Source organism: Actinomadura sp. 3N407, assembly GCF_052245875.1.
GTDB lineage: Bacteria > Actinomycetota > Actinomycetes > Streptosporangiales > Streptosporangiaceae > Spirillospora.
The window spans coordinates 34,521-51,696 of the sequence record NZ_JBQQBP010000004.1; the positions used below are offsets into that span (position 1 = coordinate 34,521).

Annotated in this window: 16 protein-coding genes; 10 read left to right on the forward strand and 6 right to left on the reverse strand. The window is 68.6% G+C overall.

All coding sequences use genetic code 11. The features are described 5' to 3' along the window. Positions 1-38: 38 nt before the first annotated feature. From ACTWPP_RS10815 to ACTWPP_RS10825, 3 genes are all read left to right on the forward strand, one after another. On the forward strand, positions 39-1,598 hold the full coding sequence (locus tag ACTWPP_RS10815) for an OmpA family protein (protein ID WP_443104044.1): 1,560 nt from the start codon (positions 39-41) through the stop codon (positions 1,596-1,598). An 84-nt stretch (positions 1,599-1,682) separates the two neighbouring features. Next, positions 1,683-3,137 (forward strand): hypothetical protein, encoded by a 1,455-nt coding sequence (locus ACTWPP_RS10820; protein WP_443104045.1) that lies wholly within the window; start codon positions 1,683-1,685, stop codon positions 3,135-3,137. Positions 3,138-3,199: 62 nt separating this feature from the next. Continuing rightward, on the forward strand, positions 3,200-4,333 hold the full coding sequence (locus tag ACTWPP_RS10825) for a glycosyltransferase 87 family protein (RefSeq protein ID WP_443104562.1): 1,134 nt from the start codon (positions 3,200-3,202) through the stop codon (positions 4,331-4,333). Here the strand turns inward: ACTWPP_RS10825 and ACTWPP_RS10830 are convergent. Continuing rightward, a complete protein-coding gene (locus ACTWPP_RS10830; protein WP_443104046.1) occupies positions 4,314-6,008 on the reverse strand; it encodes a serine/threonine-protein kinase in 1,695 nt (564 codons plus the stop codon). The two genes, ACTWPP_RS10825 and ACTWPP_RS10830, sit on opposite strands and share 20 nt — an antisense overlap. Before the next feature lie 78 nt (positions 6,009-6,086). Between ACTWPP_RS10830 and ACTWPP_RS10835 the strand changes: the two genes are divergently transcribed. From ACTWPP_RS10835 to ACTWPP_RS10860, 6 genes are all read left to right on the forward strand, one after another. After that, positions 6,087-6,521, forward strand: a complete 435-nt coding sequence (locus ACTWPP_RS10835) for a hypothetical protein (RefSeq protein WP_443104047.1) — start codon at positions 6,087-6,089, stop codon at positions 6,519-6,521. A gap of 183 nt (positions 6,522-6,704) precedes the next feature. Further along, the gene (locus ACTWPP_RS10840) at positions 6,705-7,604 is read left to right on the forward strand and encodes a hypothetical protein (protein ID WP_443104048.1); all 900 of its coding nucleotides are present in this window, start codon (positions 6,705-6,707) and stop codon (positions 7,602-7,604) included. A 25-nt stretch (positions 7,605-7,629) separates the two neighbouring features. Further along, a complete protein-coding gene (locus tag ACTWPP_RS10845; protein WP_443104049.1) occupies positions 7,630-8,322 on the forward strand; it encodes a hypothetical protein in 693 nt (230 codons plus the stop codon). 356 nt (positions 8,323-8,678) lie between these two features. Then, entirely contained in the window at positions 8,679-9,125 is a 447-nt protein-coding gene (locus ACTWPP_RS10850; RefSeq protein ID WP_443104050.1) for a hypothetical protein, read from the forward strand. 124 nt (positions 9,126-9,249) lie between these two features. Next, positions 9,250-9,549 carry a hypothetical protein gene (locus ACTWPP_RS10855; protein ID WP_443104051.1) on the forward strand — a complete coding sequence of 100 codons (300 nt, stop codon included), beginning with the start codon at positions 9,250-9,252 and terminating at the stop codon, positions 9,547-9,549. Between the two features lie 105 nt (positions 9,550-9,654). Further along, positions 9,655-10,848: a C40 family peptidase gene (locus tag ACTWPP_RS10860; protein ID WP_443104052.1), complete on the forward strand. Its 1,194-nt coding sequence runs from the start codon at positions 9,655-9,657 to the stop codon at positions 10,846-10,848. Positions 10,849-11,220: 372 nt separating this feature from the next. Here ACTWPP_RS10860 and ACTWPP_RS10865 read toward each other — a convergent pair whose 3' ends face one another. The 4 genes from ACTWPP_RS10865 to ACTWPP_RS10880 all read right to left on the reverse strand — a co-directional run bounded on the left by ACTWPP_RS10865 (position 11,221) and on the right by ACTWPP_RS10880 (position 14,210). Then, complete coding sequence (locus tag ACTWPP_RS10865) at positions 11,221-11,637, reverse strand: hypothetical protein (RefSeq protein ID WP_443104053.1); 417 nt, start codon at positions 11,635-11,637, stop codon at positions 11,221-11,223. A gap of 21 nt (positions 11,638-11,658) precedes the next feature. After that, complete coding sequence (locus ACTWPP_RS10870; protein WP_443104054.1) at positions 11,659-12,282, reverse strand: hypothetical protein; 624 nt, start codon at positions 12,280-12,282, stop codon at positions 11,659-11,661. A gap of 68 nt (positions 12,283-12,350) precedes the next feature. Further along, the gene (locus tag ACTWPP_RS10875) at positions 12,351-12,749 is read right to left on the reverse strand and encodes a hypothetical protein (protein WP_443104055.1); all 399 of its coding nucleotides are present in this window, start codon (positions 12,747-12,749) and stop codon (positions 12,351-12,353) included. Positions 12,750-12,791: 42 nt separating this feature from the next. Next, positions 12,792-14,210 (reverse strand): hypothetical protein, encoded by a 1,419-nt coding sequence (locus ACTWPP_RS10880; protein ID WP_443104056.1) that lies wholly within the window; start codon positions 14,208-14,210, stop codon positions 12,792-12,794. A gap of 487 nt (positions 14,211-14,697) precedes the next feature. Here ACTWPP_RS10880 and ACTWPP_RS10885 point away from each other — a divergent pair, with 487 nt between their 5' ends. Continuing rightward, positions 14,698-15,309, forward strand: coding sequence for a prepilin peptidase (locus ACTWPP_RS10885; RefSeq protein WP_443104057.1), 612 nt, complete (start codon positions 14,698-14,700; stop codon positions 15,307-15,309). A gap of 16 nt (positions 15,310-15,325) precedes the next feature. On the opposite strand, the gene ACTWPP_RS10890 is transcribed toward ACTWPP_RS10885, so the two are convergent. Then, positions 15,326-17,074: an LCP family glycopolymer transferase gene (locus tag ACTWPP_RS10890; RefSeq protein WP_443104058.1), complete on the reverse strand. Its 1,749-nt coding sequence runs from the start codon at positions 17,072-17,074 to the stop codon at positions 15,326-15,328. Between the last annotated feature and the right edge of the window lie 102 nt (positions 17,075-17,176).

Genomic DNA, 17,176 nt, shown 5'->3' on the forward strand with positions numbered 1-17,176 from the left:
CGGGCGCTGACGGCTGTCCACGTCCTTGGAGGGGAATCATGGTCTACCGCATGACTGCGGGAAGGCGCGCCTTGCGTTATGCGGCGGTGCCTCTCACGCTCATACTCGCCCTCTCCGGATGCGCCGGTGACGATAAACCGAAATCCGGGGAAACGCCATCGAAATCGGCGAAGCCCGCGCAGGGTGGCGAGCTCCGGCCGATCGCGTCGGTGCCGCTGAATCACAAGTCCGCCCCGGCGCACGTCGATCTGCTCGCACTGAGCCGGACCGCGGCCAACACGGTCACCGCCCGCTTCAAGATCTACAACGATGGCAAGAACCAGATCGACCTCGCCGAGAGTCTTGGTGAGCCCGGTAACGCGACCGATCCCGGCGTGGGCGATCCCCTCGCCGCAAGCGGGATCGGCCTTCTCGACGCCAAGAACGATAATCTGTACTACCCGCTGCGGAAGAAGACCGAAGACCTGAACAGCTGCGTATGCACCAGGCTCTTCAACAATCCGGTGAAGCCCGGCGAGTACATCAACGTCTACGCGACCTTCTCTTCGCCGCCCACCGACGTCCAGCGGGTCACGATCGTCTTTCCGCTCGCCGTCCCGTTCCAGGACATCCCGATCACCGATGACCCGGTGGAGCCTCTCAAGACACAGATCGATCCCGCCAAGGTCCAGTTCGAAAAACCGAGGATCGCCGGTGTCCGCAGCCTCACCGAGGGGACCGAGCAGACGGTGGACGATGACCCGAATAATCGGTCGGTGAGACTGTCCGCGGACGTACTGTTCGCCATTAACAAGGCCGATCTGACCCCGCGCTCCGAACGCCTTCTGGAGCAGGTCGCCAAGCAGATCGACGCGTCGAAGGGCACCGAGGTCCAGATCGACGGCCATGCGGACAAGACCGGAAACGACGCGATCAACCAGCCGTTGTCGGAACGGCGCGCGAAGGCCGTCGCCGACCGGCTGAAGAGTCTGGTCACCCGGCAGGGCGTGACGTACAAGGCGGAGGGGCACGGCTCGAAGGAGCCGGTCGCGACCAACGACACCGAAGAGGGCCGCCGCAAGAACCGGCGGGTCGCCGTGACGTTCGCCCGCCCGCCCGCGCCGGCTCCGCCGCCCGTGAGCGGCGAACCCTACAAGCGTGGCTCCTCGACGGTGCTGGGCTCCGCGACGTTCGGGGCGGCCGAGGCGCGGGGGCTCAAGGTCGAGATCAACAGCCTGCATCGTGATTCCTCCGGGCTGACGGTCCTGGTCTGGACACTGCGCAACACCGGGCAGGGCAAGCCGGATGTCGGACAGAAACTCGAGAAGTCCGCATACATTCACGGAGCCGACCCGCAGCCGATGAGGCTCGGCACCACCGGCGGCGTGATGCTCTTCGATTCCGCCAATCAGGTCCGGTACAACCCGATGAGTCTTGAAAGCGGCCCGTGCGTGTGCAGCCAGGTGGGTTCCGCGGACGCGAAGAAGACGATCGGGCCGGGAGAGAGCATCGTTCTGTGGGATGCCTACAGCCCGCAGGCGAATGCGGCGAACCTCGAAATGCAGGTGCCGTGGAAACGGGGTGCCGACGCCGTCGTGAAGGGACTCACGATCAGATAGCCGCCAGCTTGGGAACATGGCCGGGATCATCGAGCTGCTCCTTGTCGGGCCGGGTGAGAGGCGCGTGGGGTGAACGTGACTGCCGTGGAGGATGAGAAGCCCGGCTTGGGCGACGCTGATCGGGTCTCACGCGGTCGCCGCGGGTGGATGCCGTCCGCGAGAACCCGCTCGTCGATGATCTGGGCGGCGCTCGGTTTCCTCAGCGGGCTGGACCCGCTCGACGACAACTCTTTTCTCACCCATTTGCGGACAGGGCACTGGATCCTCGATGAAGGGATCCCCAAGGAGGACATCTACTCTTACACCGCTCCCGGCACCCCGTGGATCGTCCAGTCGTGGCTGGTCGAGGCGCTCTATGCGTTCCTGGACGACCTCACAGGGCCGAATGGCATCCTGGTGATGAACGGCATCGTCACCGCGGCCATCGCCTTCCTGGCGTTCAGACTGGCCGATCGGCTGCGGAACGGCGGGCGTACCGTTCACATCGTGTTGCCGGCGCTCGCGATGTCGTTGCATTTCTGGGTCGAGCGTCCGCTGCTCTTCGGCATCCTGGCGTTACTCGTCCTGCTGTGGACCATCGAGGTTCCGGATTCCCTGGCAGGCCGCCGTCCGCTGGTGACCGTGCCGGTGTTGATGTGCCTCTGGGTGAACGTGCACGGGTCCTTCGCGCTCGGTTTCGCCTACATCGCGTTGCATCTGATAGGTCGGCGACTCGACGGAGCGGCGCTGTGGCAGGGGAGGGAACGCCGGTTGATCTGGGCCGCGGCACTGGGGCTCGCGGCGTGTCTCATCAACCCCTACGGGTACCGCCTGCTGCTTTTCCCGCTGAACCTGCTGTCGAGAGGCGACGTCCTCAGGAACGTCCAGGAATGGCAGTCCCCGGACTTCAGATCCACGCTCGGTGTCAGCTTCGCAGTCTGGATCGCGGTGTTCGTCGCCGTGCTGGCGCTGGCTCCCCGCAGGGCCTCCCGGCGTGACCTGATCGTGTCCGTTTCCTTCCTCCTGCTGGGCTTTTGGGCACTGCGCAACCTCGCCATCGTCTCTCTCGTCGGGCTACCGATCGCGGCGCGCCTGCTCGCGACTCCGAAGAAACGCCAGGAACGGCGTTCGGCGGCTGATCTGGGCGTCGTTGTGGCGGTGCTGACGGCCGTGGCGCTGGTCTCGGGCACGATCTTGTCCAGACCGGCCTTCGACTTCGGCGACTATCCCGTCCGGGCGATGCGGGTGATCGAGCAGAGCGGCCTCGTGGGACAGCGACTTCTCACGACGCACACGTGGAACGCTTACGTGATCCACGCCTACTGGCCACGCCAGAAGGTATTCATGGACGATCGCTACGACATGTATCCGGTGGCGTTCACCAGGGAGTACATGAAGGTCCGCAACGGAGGTCCAGAGTGGCGGGGAATGCTCGACCGGCACCGGGTGAACGTCGTGATGTGGGAGACGGGCACACCGCTCACCCAGCTGGTGTCCCTGGACCCGGCGTGGCGTCAGATCTACCGCGATCGTCAAGCGACCGTGTTCGTCAGGCGCTGACCCATATCGGCCGGGCGAACCGGCGCGAGCTCACGGCCGTTTGGCTGATCACGCGCGTGTTGATGTTCGTGATCCTGCTGCTCCCCGGTTACCCCACCGATCCGGTCACCGGTGACACCGGGTTGTACCGGGAGTGGGCAGGTCAGATCGTCACGGGGCATTTCCCGGTCGCCGACGAGCGGTGGCAGTATCCGCCGCTGGCGGCGCTGATGATCGTCCCGCCGCATCTGCCGGGGACCGTTTACGGGCTCTGGTTCATGCTCGCTGCGCTGCTGCTCGACCTGCTGGTGCTCCGGCTCCTGCTCCGGGTCCCCCGGCAGGCCATGGGCGCGTGGTGCTGGATCGCCGGGCTCTTCCTGCTGGGGCCGGTCTGCTACTTCCGCCTCGATCTCCTGGTGACGGCGATCGCAGTGTGCGCCCTGCTCGTGATGGCGAGGTCACGGGCCTTCGGCGCCCTGGTCGCCGTCGGAATGCTGATCAAGGCGTGGCCCGCCGTCCTGCTCCTGTCACTTCCGCGCAACAGGGCATGCGTCCGTGCGGTGACCGCGTTCGTCCTGACGGCCGCCGGGGTCGTGGGCCTGGTGTCCCTGTTCCTGGACGACCCGTGGGCTTTCGTGGGCGGACAGGGCGGCCGGGGGATCGAGATCGAGGCCGTCGCGGCCGTGCCGTTTCATGTCGCGAAGCTCTTCGGCTGGACGGGATCGATCGAGTACAGGTACGGGTCCTGGGAACTGCTGGGCCCGGGCATCGAGGTGGCCGGAAGACTGAGCATGGGACTGACGCTGGCCGGGCTCGCGCTGGTCGGCGGTATCGCGTGGCGTCGCCGTCCTGACACGTGGGATCCGGCCTTCGGCGCCGAGGTGGCGCTCACCGCGACGTTGATCGTGATGATCACCAGCCGCGTTCTGTCCCCCCAGTACATGATCTGGGTCATCGGCGTGGCCGCGGTCTGCCTCTCGCATCAAGGTGCCCGGCGGGGCCCCGTGGCGCTGCTGATACTGGTCGCGGCCGGGGTGACCCATCTGGAGTTCCCGGTTGCGTGGTACGCGGTCCGTGACGGTGATCCATTCGCGACGGGCATCGTCGCGGCGCGAAACCTTCTGCTGCTCGCCGCGGCGGCCATCATGGTCCGCAGACTATGGGCGGGCAGAAGAATCGGCGACGAAGACGAAGAGGTCAGGCCCGGTCAAGGCTGAAATCATCGAATATCGCCAGGGTGCCCGGGTCCGTGGCCAGACGTCCTTCACGGCCCGCGATGATTCCGGCCGTTCCACCGGGCAAGGGACTGATCGTATCCGTGGCTCGTGCGACCTCTCTTCCGTCGACCAGCGCCTTGATCGTGACGCCTCCCTCAGTGGCCGTGCAGATCGCGCTGACCTGCACGCCCGCCAGGGCATTGCCAGTGGACGGCAACGCGGACCTGGCCAGTTCGCTGCCGGAGATGGGTCCGCCCTTCCTGATCCTGGCCAGACCGTTGCGCTGCACGAGCACGGCATACTGCGCTTCACCGGATCTTCGGCAGTAGACGCCGGCCTCGTCCTCAGGGTAAGCCGACTGAATGCGCGCCGTAACCGTGACTCTCACGTCATCGGGCGGATCTGCTATGGGCGCCTGCTGCAACTGATAAAAACCAGTGCCGTATTGGGATATTGCGAAAGCGCCGTTTCTGTACTCCTCGTACTCCTTGTTCGCGCGGCCTGTTTTCCAGCCGGACTCCGGGTCGGTGAAGTCGTCCCTCAACAGCCCGTCTCCGTTGCCGCCGTCGCCGCTGGAACCGGGCCAGAGGACGGCTGTCAGGCCTCCGGCGACGGCCAGCGCCGCCACGGCGCCCGCAAGGGCCAGCCGGTAACGGGTGGTCCCCCGCATGCGTCTCAGACGGCGGGTGAGGCCGTCCGACGGCGGGGTCGGCCCACTCCTGGGGAACTCCGGGAGCGTCGGCCCGACCATTCCCACGGACTGGGCGGCTCGCTCGGTGTCGCTCTGGCCGGTCAGTTCCTGCAACAACCGCGCCGAGGTGGGACGCATGGCCGGGTCCTTCGCCAGAGCCCGGACGACGAGGTCGCGCAGGGGCGGCTCCAGCCCGTCGAGGCGCGGTTCGCCGTAGACGGTCTTGTAAAGGACCTCGCCCACGTTCTCGCCGTTGAACGGAAGGCGTCCGGTTCCCGCATAGGCCATGACGCTGCCCCAGGAGAACACGTCCGCCGCGGCCGTGATCGGTTCGTCGACGAGCCCTTCCGGTGCCATGAACGCGGGCGTTCCCATGCTCTGGCCGGCGCGGGTGATGCGGTGGTCGGTGCCGAGCCTCCGCGCGATCCCGAAGTCGATGACGCGCGGCCCGAACGGTGACAGCAGGATGTTCTCCGGCTTGAGGTCGCGGTGGACGACGCCCGCGCTATGGATGGCGGCCAGGGCGGTCGCCACGCCGACGGCGAGCCCGTCCAGATCCGATCCGCTGAGCGGGCCGTGGGAGGAGACCACGCGTTCCAGGGTGGGGCCCTGGATGTACTCCGTGACCACGTAGAACGGCTCGCCGTCCATGTTCGCGTCCAGGACGGGTGCCGTACAGAACGGGCGGACACGGCGTGCCGCGGTCACTTCCCGGCGAAAACGCTCCCGGAAATCCGCGGTGCCCGTCATCTCCCGGTTAATGATCTTGATGGCCACGCGGCGGCCGTCCGGCGCCTCGGCGAGATGGACCGTCCCCATTCCGCCTCTGCCCAGCTCGCGCGCCAGCCGGTAGGGGCCGACCTGGCGGCCGGGGAGTGCGGCATCGTCCGTATCCGCCGAAGTCATGCAGTCGACGTTAGCCAGGCCCACAGGGTGCGGCAAGTGCCGTCCGATATGGGTCTTAAGGCCCAGGACGGGACCCATCGTGCGAGATGAGAATGTAGTTCGGCCGGGTCCGGGGACCCTGGGTAATTCCGGACACGAAACCTACCGTGCTAGGCCATGCGTGCTGTGTTCTCGGCTTGGCTGACATCGGGCGTCCTCGCCGTCATGGCCCTCCTCGCCCTGAAGGCGCTCGCGCCGGCGGAAGGGCAGGGCGGGCCGGTCGACGAGTATGCACAAGTCCTGCGCGTCCATCTGCCCTGGCTGATGTTCTGCTTCCTCATGGCCCTCGCCGCGGGCAGCTACGTCCGGGACTGGGCCACGGGATTCGGGCGCGCCCTCGCCACGTTCCCCGCCCCCGTACTCGGCAGCCTCGCAGCGGCCTTCATCGGCGTCCCGTCGTCCGGCACGGCGGTGGGCCTGATCCTCCACCTGATCGAGGCCGTGCTCGGCGTCATCCTCGGACTGGCCCTTTCCAAGGCCCTCTCCCCGCGATGGGACGCGGGCGGCGCGAACACCAGGGAACGCGGCGAATGGCGGAGGAATCGCCGATGAAAATGCGCATTAGCGGCGGACCCGGGTCTCCTTTGAGTCCGTGGGCCCTCTTGTCCCGGTCCGGGGGCCTAATAATCGCCGTCCTGTCCGGCGGGGGCCCAATCGGGGATTGGCCGCAGATTAGGCCTGGTGCGGGACCTGGGACTCTGGGCACGGCGGTAGGGGCAACCTTAATTTCAAGGAATGCTGATCGACCGTTCACGACACGCGCCGAAAGCCCGCGGACGCCGGGACCGAGGCGCGGGCAGCCTGGAATACGCTGCCCTCATCGTGGTGGCCGCCCTTGCCGTGGGCGTGCTCGGGTCGCTCATCTCCACGACCGCCGAGGGGCACATTCAGAGCGCGATATGCGGCCTGTTCGGCTCGGAGTGCGGGGACGAGTCCCGGAACACGGCCGGCGACGGCGACCAGGAGGCGCAGCCGAGGGAGCCGAGCCCCAGCCCGGGGCCGCCCGTCCCGCAGCCGCAGCCGTCCCAGGAGGAAGTCGAGACCGAGGCCGTCCTCAATGAGACGCAGCTCGGCCGGGATGCGCTGGAATGGGTGGAGGACAACGGCGTCCGGGTCGTCTACCGGGCCGGCGGCGGGTCCTACTACGACGGCGACGCCAATGTCTTCTACATTGACACGAACCAATCGCCGGAAGAGCGCGCGAACACTTTCGTCCACGAGGTCAACCACGCCGAACACCGCGGTGAGCCCGACCCCGGCGACCTCAGCCGTGAGGACTTCATCGAGCAGTCCATCGATGAAGAGGTCGAGGGCACGGTCGAGGCGATTCAGAACAATCAGCAACTGCAGCGGAACAGGGGCGGGAACAGCCCCGATACCCTGCTGCAGCAGGAGTATGAAGATGCCTATGACAGTGCCATCGCAGACGCGAACCGCGCCCGTTCCGCCGCCGGACTTCCGGCGCTCGACGCCGACGCCGCGCGCGAGGTCGGCGAGCGGGCGGGACGTGAGAGGGTCGAGCAGGCGTTCGAGAATGGTGAGGTGGTTTCGTCCGTCGACGGTGACACCTACGGCGACAACTATGGGGAGGCATGGGATGACGCGAACGACTGCTTCCTGTGGATCTTCTGCTGACCGGTGTCGTTCCCGCCGTCTCGCCGTGGGCGTGGCGCTGGCGCTGGTGGCGCTGCTCCTCACCGGGTGCGCGTCGGCCTCCGGAACGGGCGGGTCCGAGCGCAACACGCGGCCGGACGAGGGGATCCGCCAGACGATCAGTGAGGGTCTGCTGAAGAGCGGCAAGCGCGAGGAGGCGCGGATCGTCAAGCTGGGCGGCAGCAGGCTGACCCAGGTCCAGACGCCCTTCCTGCGGACCTGGAAGATCTACCGCGTGGAGTACCGGCAGAGTCCGCACCCGGTCCTGCTGCACGTCGCCACGGGTCACGGCCAGGTCGAGCTGCTGACCGGGACCCCGAAGGCGTTCGGAAAGGTGACCGCGGCCGACGGGGGCACCGTCGAGGACGCCGCCGCCGCGGCCGCACTGGCGCGCGCCTACATCGAGACGACCCGGCCCGGCGGCATCCTCACCTACGTGATCGGCCGGGTGGAGGACATCAAGTTCCGGCCCGGCATCACCGGTGACGACGCCCGGCACCGCGACGAGATCCTGGCCAAGTACCGTCCGCGCATCAAGGCCCCGGCCGCCGTCGCGGACGAGAAGGGCTTCACCGCGACCGTCTACGTCGTGAAGGACGAGGCCCTCCAGCGGCACGACATCAAGGTCTCCGCCAAGGGAACCATCGAAGACGACGTGAAAACGCTGGTTCCCGACCTTCCCGTCCCCTACACGCTCTGACCCCCGACGGTGTACACAGTGGACGTCACGATGCTCTGGGGAAGGGGCAGCTGTGCTCGAGGCGCTGGCGTTCCTCATCGCGGCGGCGTTCATGGTCGCCTGGGTCGGCAGCCTGGTCGGTCTCGTCCGGATGTGGCCCACGCGCGGCTGGACGGAGACGACATGCACGGCCGTGGAGATCAGGGAGAAGGCCCGCTACGACGCCGGCCGACGTTACACGGTCTATTCTCCGGTCGTTGAATTCACGACGCACGACGGCCGCCGGATCCGCGACGCCGCCGGTATCTGGTCGACGGGGCTGATCTTGAAGTCGGGTGAGTCCGCCCGGCTCGCAGAGCCCGCGGCATGCGGGGGCGGTGACCGTCGAGACCCTGTCGTTCGTGCCGCCCGACGGTATGGCACGTATCGAGCCGACGCAGGCCGGCGTGGTCCTGGAGATGTCCGCCGGAGGGGCGACGGAGAACCCGGGGCAGACCGTCCCGCCGCCCGGAGTCCAGGTGTTCCAGGGCGGACGCGATCTCGCCAACGTGAGCGTCCGGGTCGGGCTCATCGAAGGCCGGATCAAGGCCGGCTCACCCGACGCGCAGGTGACCACGCGCAGGGTCGAGATCCAGGGGGCGGCCGAGGCCGCGGTGATGGAGACGATCTACCCGGGGGTCTCCGCCAAGCAGCTCGACGTCGTCATCGGGACGGCCGCCGGGCCCCAGTACGACATTCGCTACGGCGGTCTGCAGTCCGCCTATGACCAGGCCGGTGCGGAGCGGATCATTTCGTCCGCAAGGATTTCCGGGGGCGGTTCATGATTCCGCGAAAGGCGATTGTCGCAGGGGTCGCGGTCGCCTTTCTGGGAACGTTCCTGGTGATCGTCGTCCTGGGATTCGTCCAGGACCCGGAAACCGAACCCGGTGCGGCCGCGGCCGTGTTCTCGTGGGCACTCGGAACGATCGTGCGGGCGGCTATGTCGCCGCACGGATGAGCGTCCGGACGGGCAGCAGAGGCCGGGTGGCCGGTGCCGGGGCGATCGCCGGTGCCGTGGGATACGCGCTGTTCCTGACGTTGATGGTCATGCTCGCCGCGCTCGGCGGCAACCCTGGATTCAGTGCGGGTGACGTTCTCGGGCTCCCCGTCTGGGCGGCTCAGGGCGCGCTCGGCGGGGGTCTCGCGGTGGTGCTGCATCGAAAGCGCATTACGTCCCAGGCGCAGACCTCCGCGTGGGCCTACGGTTGATGGCGCCATTTCCCAATTGGGTCTCAGGGCCCTGTCGCGCGATTCACGTGATCCATACGATCCTTATCCGGGGATAATTCGCGATCTCGTGACGATGGGGCGTAGATGCTGCGACGGATCAGATCCGCTGGCAGGTACGGGGGCGACGCGGGAGTCGCCACGTCCGTCCTGGTCATGGGCATGGCCGTGGTGCTCGCCGCGGGCTTTCTGGCGTTCGGCCGGATCGCCCAGGCCGGCGACATGCGCAACCAGGCCCAGATCGGCGCGGACGCGGCGGCGCTCGGCACCCTCGCGCCGCTGCGCGACCAGGCCGTCAACCTGGCGCTGACCGGCCTCGACCCGTCGGCGGCGGGCTACTGGTCGGTGGGCGCGTCCCCCGAGGCGGCCGCGGAGAAGTTCGCGGACGAGAACAACGTGCGCGTGTCCGAAGTCCGGCTGAGCGGCATGACCGGCGACACGGCGATGGTGAAGGCCGCCACGAAATGGTGCCAGCTCAAGAACGAGGACGAGCTGACCGCGAAGGAGAAGGACGACCTTCGCAACAGGCGGAACCTGTGCACGGACAGCACCGGCGAAGAGGGGATCGGCCGTTCGGGGACGGCGAGCGCGGTGGCGAAGATGTTCACGCCGCAGTGCACGTTCGACTACTGGGACCCCGATGAGCAGGCGACGGGCCTCGGCCCCGTACGCCGGGTGATCTGTGACGGCGTACAGGTCTTCCCGAACGGCGACCGTGACCGGGTCACCCGGCTGTTCAAGATCCGGCTGGTCGACGACGAGGACCCGGTCGCCTACAACGGGATGCCGAACGGGCTCGGGTCCGGGGGCAGTGGCTCGGTCGTCAACCAATGCGCGAAGACCGGTGACAAGCCGGCGGAGGATCTGAGCTTCGGCGCCGCCGTGGTGGCCTGGGCCCTGTGCTGGCTCGGCACGGAGTACGCCTGGGGCGGGGGCAACTTCAGCGGGCCGACCCGGGGAATCTGCTGTTCGCCCGGCGGATACGACGGACGCAACTACTTCGGCTTCGACTGCAGTGGCCTGACGCTGTACGCCGTCTACCAGGCGTCCAGGGGACGGATCGCGCTCGGGCACTACACCGGCAACCAGGTCGCCGACCCGCGCGGCACAGCGGTTCCGACGAACCAGCTCCGACCGGGTGACCTTCTCTTCTTCGGTAGGCCACCCCACCACGTCGCCATCTACTACGGCGACGACAAGATGGTCGAGGCCCCGCAGACCGGCGACGTCGTGAGGGTCAATCCACTGCGTCCGGTGGACGACGCCCGACGATTCGGCTGAGGTTGAGGCTGAGGGGGCCGTCATCCGGCCTGGGTCTGCGGGCCCTGGGCCCCGACCGGCCGGATTCCGAAGGTCTCCAGGGATGCGAACGGCCACCTCGGCGCTAAGGCGGCGGTGGCGCGGCTGCTGGGCAGGGTGCGCGGCATCAGCATGGTCACGTGGCCGGGGCCCGTCCAGCTCGACCGGAGGCGCCCGGTGCGTGGTTCCGGTGTTCGCGGCCGTCCTCGGGATGGCGGCGCCGGTCAGCGGCGACGGCGACACGGCCACTGCGGCCGGAGCGGCTGAGCTTCCGGACGATGCTCGGTGACCGTGACCGTGACCGTGACCGTGACCGTGACCGTGACCGCGGCCGGGGTGGACTGTGGGGCGTGATCAGTAGCCGGTGTAGCCGCCTGCGGAGGGGCGGCGTGCGCGCCGGCGGGCGAGAAGCCACCAGGTCGGGATCGCGCCGAGGAGGCCGGCGACCGAACTGGCCGCGGTGGTCTGGGCGGGGGAGCCCTGGACGACGCCCACGACGATCCCGAGGAGCGTCGCCAGGCCCGGGACGAGCAGCACGGCGAGGGCATGCCGGCCGGCGTTCTCCCGCTGCGGGGCGGGGTGCAGGATGGAGCTGACGAGGGCCGTCAGCGCGAACACGACGAAGGTCGGGAGCGCCGTCCACAGGAGCGTGCCGGTGGCCGACTCCAGATCGTCCTCGGAGACGACCGCGCTGACGGCGAGACCGGCGGTGACGATGCTGCCGACGCCGAGGACCAGGATGGCCGCGGTCCACGCTTTTACAAGATCCATTTCCGTCTCCGCCGTTCGGGTTCAGGCCTTGACCGCGACGCTGCGCACGATCTGGTCCACCAGCGCCGGGGGAAGCCTGCTCTGCAGCCCGGTGAGCCGCACCACGGCCGCCTGGCGGTCGCCGATGACCAGACCGATGTCGACGGCCTTGAGCGGCGCGTCGGCGGCGGTCCCGGCGGTGGCCTGGGGGTTGGGGTAGGAGTAGTCGACGCGGACCGCCTCGTCGGCGCCCGGGACGTCGATCGCCTGATTCGGGCCGCGCCGCACCCCGCTCACGTTGATCTGGACGACGGTGATCGCGGACTCGGCGACCAGCTTGGCGTTCGGGATCTGCGGCACGTCGGTGATCACGCCGATCCGGGCCTCGACCTCGCCCTCGGCGGTGAGCTCGGCCAGAAAGGACCAGCCCTCCGGCGGCTTGGCGGGCTTCCAGGCGGGCGGGTGGGCGAGCCTGACCGCGCCCGAGGCGGCCGTGGTGAATCCGGGGGGAACTCGCGCCTGCGCGGCCGTCGAGGAGGAGGCCGGGGGCTTCCCGGCGTCCTCCGGTTCGCCGCCCGAGCACCCGGCCGCGGTGGTCGCCGCGAGGAGGACCGACAGCACGGTGGCCGGCCACCGTCGCCGGCCCGCTCCCGGACGCGAGTCCACCACCTGTCTCCGCCTCTTCGTGGTCGTTTCCCGGCGACCGGAGCCCCCGTCTCCGAAGCCCGCGATCGTCACAGGGCGGCCGCGTTCGCCGCCGCCACGGCGACGCCGACCGCCATGAGCAGCGGCCCGATCGCGACCAGTTGCAGATAGTGCACGCCGAGGCGCTCGGCGGTGTCCTCGGGACGGGCGGGATCGTAGATCACCGTCACGGACCTCCCCGGCTTGGGGCCGGGGAAGGAGTACAGCGAGCTGCTGGCTTCCACGGGCCGCCCCTGCAGGGTGGTGAACCGGAACCGTCCCACGCGGCTCGCGGTGCCGGGGCCACCGGGGCCCATCACCTCGTCCCGCCCGACGAAGACGCCGGTGGCGCGGAGCATCCGGCTCTGGAGGCGCAGCCGCCTCACCACTTCGTAGACGCCGCCGCAGAAGATCGCGGCCCCGAGGAGGACGCCGATCAGATTGCCCATCGCTCTTTCCCTCCCGGGAGGTTCGGCGGGTGGCCGCGCGCGTCAGTGGCACTCCTCGAAATCCTTCCACTCTCTCGTCCCTCCCGGGCCCTCGGCGCCCAGATACTCGGCGTCGGTGACGTCCCGGTTGGAGTTGGAGACGGCGTAGTTGGCGCCCAGCTTGAGGCCCAGCTTGACGCTCGCCCCGTACGAGGCGTCGGACTGGTCGTAGTTGTAGGTCACCTTCGAGGTCTTGCCCTTGTCGTACAGCAGCTGCTGCAGCGGGTGGGCGCCTTCCCCGGGCGGCTCCGTCGGGGCCATGTCGTCCCAGGTGAGGCTGAGCAGCTGACCGCCCGGGCCGCCGGTGTTGAGCGGGTTGAGCAGGTACTCGGCCAGGGTCGCGCGCTCGGCGTCGGTGGTGATCGGCAGGGTGGTGGTGACCGAGGTGGCCTCGCCGTTCACGATGTGGACCTGGGTGAACGAGGCGCTCTTGATGTTGCCGTTCTTGTCCTTGGTGATGGTCATCGCGCCCGTGGCGTTCGCCCTGCCCTGCGCGCCGGGCACCAGGTGGTTCTCGCCGTAGTTGACCTCGCCCGTCAGCATGAAGGTCATGGAGGTGTCGCCGGTCTTCTTGTTGTCCTCGTAGATGACCTTCTCGGTGCCGCTGATGCCGACGTAGGCGTTCAGGTTGGGGGTGACCCCGTTGCTGCCGCGGGAGTCGGGGATCTTGTCCTTCCAGGTCTCCCTGCGGTGCCTGCCCTCGTACTCCGGCTTGTCCTTGGGGCCGATGCCGAGGCCGGCGGTGAGCGAGCCGCTGACGTCGAGCTGGCCCTCGTAGCGCTCGATGTGCGAGTCGGGGATGTCGGGCCCGGCGAACGTGTCGTAGATGTTGCCGCCGATCGTGCCGAGAAGGCCGCCGTTCTCCTTCACGGCGTCGATGGAGTACTGCTCCTTGATGTCGCTCATGAACGCGTTGGCGTCGTCCTCGGCGTCGGGCCCCTCGAACACCCATCCGTCGCCCGCGCCGACCCGGAGTGTGGCGTCCACGCTGGCGTCCGCCCCGACGTTGAAGACCTTCCCCGCGTTGATGCCGACGCCGACCCCGGTGCCCACGCCGCCGCTGACGCCCTTGACGGCGATGATCTTGATCTTCTTCTTGCCGTCGGGGCCGATCGTTGTGTACTTCAAGAACGCGTAGTCCCGGCCGACCGAGAAGATCGCCACATCGATGGAGCCGCCGTAGCTGTCACTGGACAGGCCGGCCAGGCAGTTCGGCTTGAGCGCCTTGTCGTGCCGCGACTCGCACCGGCTGTCGTCCGTCGCGAACAGCCTGCAGAGCGCGTACTCGACATCGGCCCCGAACGTGCCGGGTGAGACGACACTGAACAGCAGGCCCAGCATCACCGCACCGACGGCGATGAGTGCGGCGTACTCCTTGGCACTCGCACCGGCGTCAGAACGTCGCTCGCGCGGGAGTTCCACCGCGGCCACCCCTTCACCGAGAATTCAGTCGAGAAGGTGCGAAGATACGATGCCGGCCGGTGGAAGGGACAGGGCACGGAGACCTATATCAAAGGCCCAGTTATTCGGACTCGAAATCCTCGTGGAATTCGGGAAGTCAGGTTTCTCCGTGGGCCTGGAGACCCGGTTTGGACCCAACGCGGCCGGTGGTCGGTACCGAACCATGCGTTGTTCCTCCGGCGGCGTCACGACGGGAAACCTCGCCCGCGTGTGCGCCCGCATCGACGGTTCGCCTGATTGGGCCCTGGGACCCTGGCCGCGTCCCAGGATGATCGTTACCGTCCGCAACGGAGGTCGTGCGGCATGGCCGATCTCCGACGCCCGTGGTGACGGCCGTCGGACGGAGGCGGGCGCACGGACGCGGGCCGCACGGAGGAAGGGCGTCCCGCCGTAAGGTACCGGGGGCGAGGTCAGTGCCGGATCGGGGCGAGGTGCGATGATCGGGTTGGTGTTGGTCCCCGTGGGACTCGCCGTCGGCCTGCTCCTGGCGCCGATGGCGGCACCGTTCGTCGGCGACGTCCCGCGCCGCCGCCGGATCCTGATGGGCCTGGTCACGGCCGCCGTCTACGGCATCCTCGGGTGGCGTGTCGGGGCGGAGCCCGTCCTGGTGGCGCTGCTCTACCTCGCCGCGGTCGGCACCCTCCTCGGCTTCATCGACGTCGAGGTCAAGCGGCTGCCCGACCGTTTCACGCTGCCCTCGTACGGCATCGCCGCGGCGCTGCTGGCCGCGGCCGTCCCCTTCACCGACGACGGCCTGCGGCACTTCCAGCACGCGCTCATCGGGATGGCGGTGCTGTTCGTCCTCTACTTCGTCCAGGCGTTCATAGCCCCCTCCGGCATCGGGATGGGGGACGTGAAGCTCTCCGGCGTCCTCGGCCTCTACCTCGGCTGGTTCGGCCAGGACGCATGGGTGGTGGGCCTGCTGGCCACCTACTTCTTCGGCGGCCTCGTCGGCGTCGGCATCATGATCGTCCGCCGTACCCGCAAGGGCGAGTTCCCGTTCGGCCCCTACATGCTCGCCGGCGCGCTCATCGCCGTTCTGTCGTTCTCCGCCGGCTGAGACCGCCCGCGCGCGTTCAGTCGCAGAGGTTCTCGCCGCCCTTGACGCCTCCGCCGATCTCGTTGATGGGCGGTGGGGAGAGACGCAGCCCCTTCTCGCCGATGACGAGCCGCACGCCGCCCGCCGGGGCCTTGGCGTCGGCCGTGAGCAGCGCGTCGGGGACGTCCCGCGCGAGCGCGGACGCCTGCGCCTCCGCCGACGACGCGTACACGATGCGGCTTTCGGGCACCGCCGCCCCCTTCTCGACCTTCTTCGCCACCTTGTAGCCGCGCCGCCCGAGCTGCTTCACGACCCGCTCGACCAAGGCGTCCTTACCTCCGGCGGCGACGACGGTGACGTTCACCTTCTCCGGGGAGGGCGGCGCCTGCCCCGCCTGGACGGGCTTGACCGGCTCCGCGGGCAGGTCGTTGTCGTGCCGGATCGCCTCGAACAGCGGCTTGGCCTTCTCCTCGTTCCACTGGACGCGGTTCGGATCCGGCGCGTACCGCTCGACCGGGACGGTCACGAACCGCACCTGGCCCGCGCTCATCCCCCGGAGCCCGTCGGCCAGTTTCCGCATCGCCGACAGGTCGAGTTCGTCATCGGTCGTGATCGACTTGGTCGCGGCCTTGAGGAACTTGTACGTCTTCGCAGGATCACTGAGAACGGAATCGGTCGCCTTCTCGACGACGGCGGCCATGAACTTCTGCTGGCGCTCGATCCGCTCGAGGTCGGACCCGTTCCCCAGCGAGTAGCGGGCCCGCACATAGCCGAGTGCCTTGTCGCCCTTGACGGTCTGCTTGCCCGCCTTCAGATACAGCTCCGCCCTCGGGTCGTTCACCGGCTTGTCGACGCAGATCTCGACGCCCCCCAGGGCGTCCACCATCCGCTTGAACCCGGAGAAGTCGACCTGCACGAAGTGGTCGATGTGGATGCCGGTGAGCGACTCCAGCGTCTTCCACGTGCAGGTCGGCCCGGCGAACGCGAACGCGGTGTTCAGCATCCCGAACCGCCCCGGGACGGTCCCGTCCTTCTCCTTCCTGCACTCGGGGATCTTCACCATCGAGTCGCGCGGGAAGCTGATCCCGACCGCCTGGTCCCGGTTCGGCGACAGATGCAGCAGGATCGCCGTGTCCGACCGCGCCCCCGCCATTCCGGCCGTCGCGTACTCCGCGTTGTCGCCCTCCCGGCTGTCGGACCCGAGCAGCAGGATGTTGAGCGACTTGTTCAGCTTCTCGGGCCGGTCATCGCCGAGCTGGTCGCCGACGTCCTTCTGCTCGATGCCCCCCATGAGATCGCGGTAGAGCCACGCGGCCCCCGCCCCTCCGAGAAGCATGACGACGACCAGGCCGAGCGCGGTCCGCCGCACCACCTTCCGCCGCCGCGTCCTCCGCTTCCCTTTCCCACCACCGCCGTCACCGCCGTCACCGTCGGCCACGACGCCGTCGGAGCCACCGGCCCGCGCCGCGTTGACCGACCCCCCACTGCTCACGCCCAAGTCCCCCGAGACGCCATTATGCGGAGTGGGCGGCGGGTCGTCGGTCTGCTGTGTGCTCTCGGTGTCGGGGGCTGGGGTGCCCTGGTCGGACGGGGGGCGCGGGGCGGGGGTCTCTTCCGGGTTCGCCTTGTCCGGGGCGGACTCGGGGCTCGTGTCGTCGCCGGTCGCGTCGGCCGTCGGGGAATCCGAGGCGGGGGTTTCTCCGGTGTCCGCCGGGGAGCCGGCAGGAGTGGTGTGGGCGGCCTTGTCCCCCGCGAGATCGTCGCGGCCGGGGTCTTTGTCGCTCATCGGTCCCGTCTCGGCGCGGGCCCTGTCCAGGGCGCGTGGTTTGCGTGGTTTTTCAGTCTATGAAGGCGGCGGGATCCACTGCGGCGTGCACCTTCACTTGTT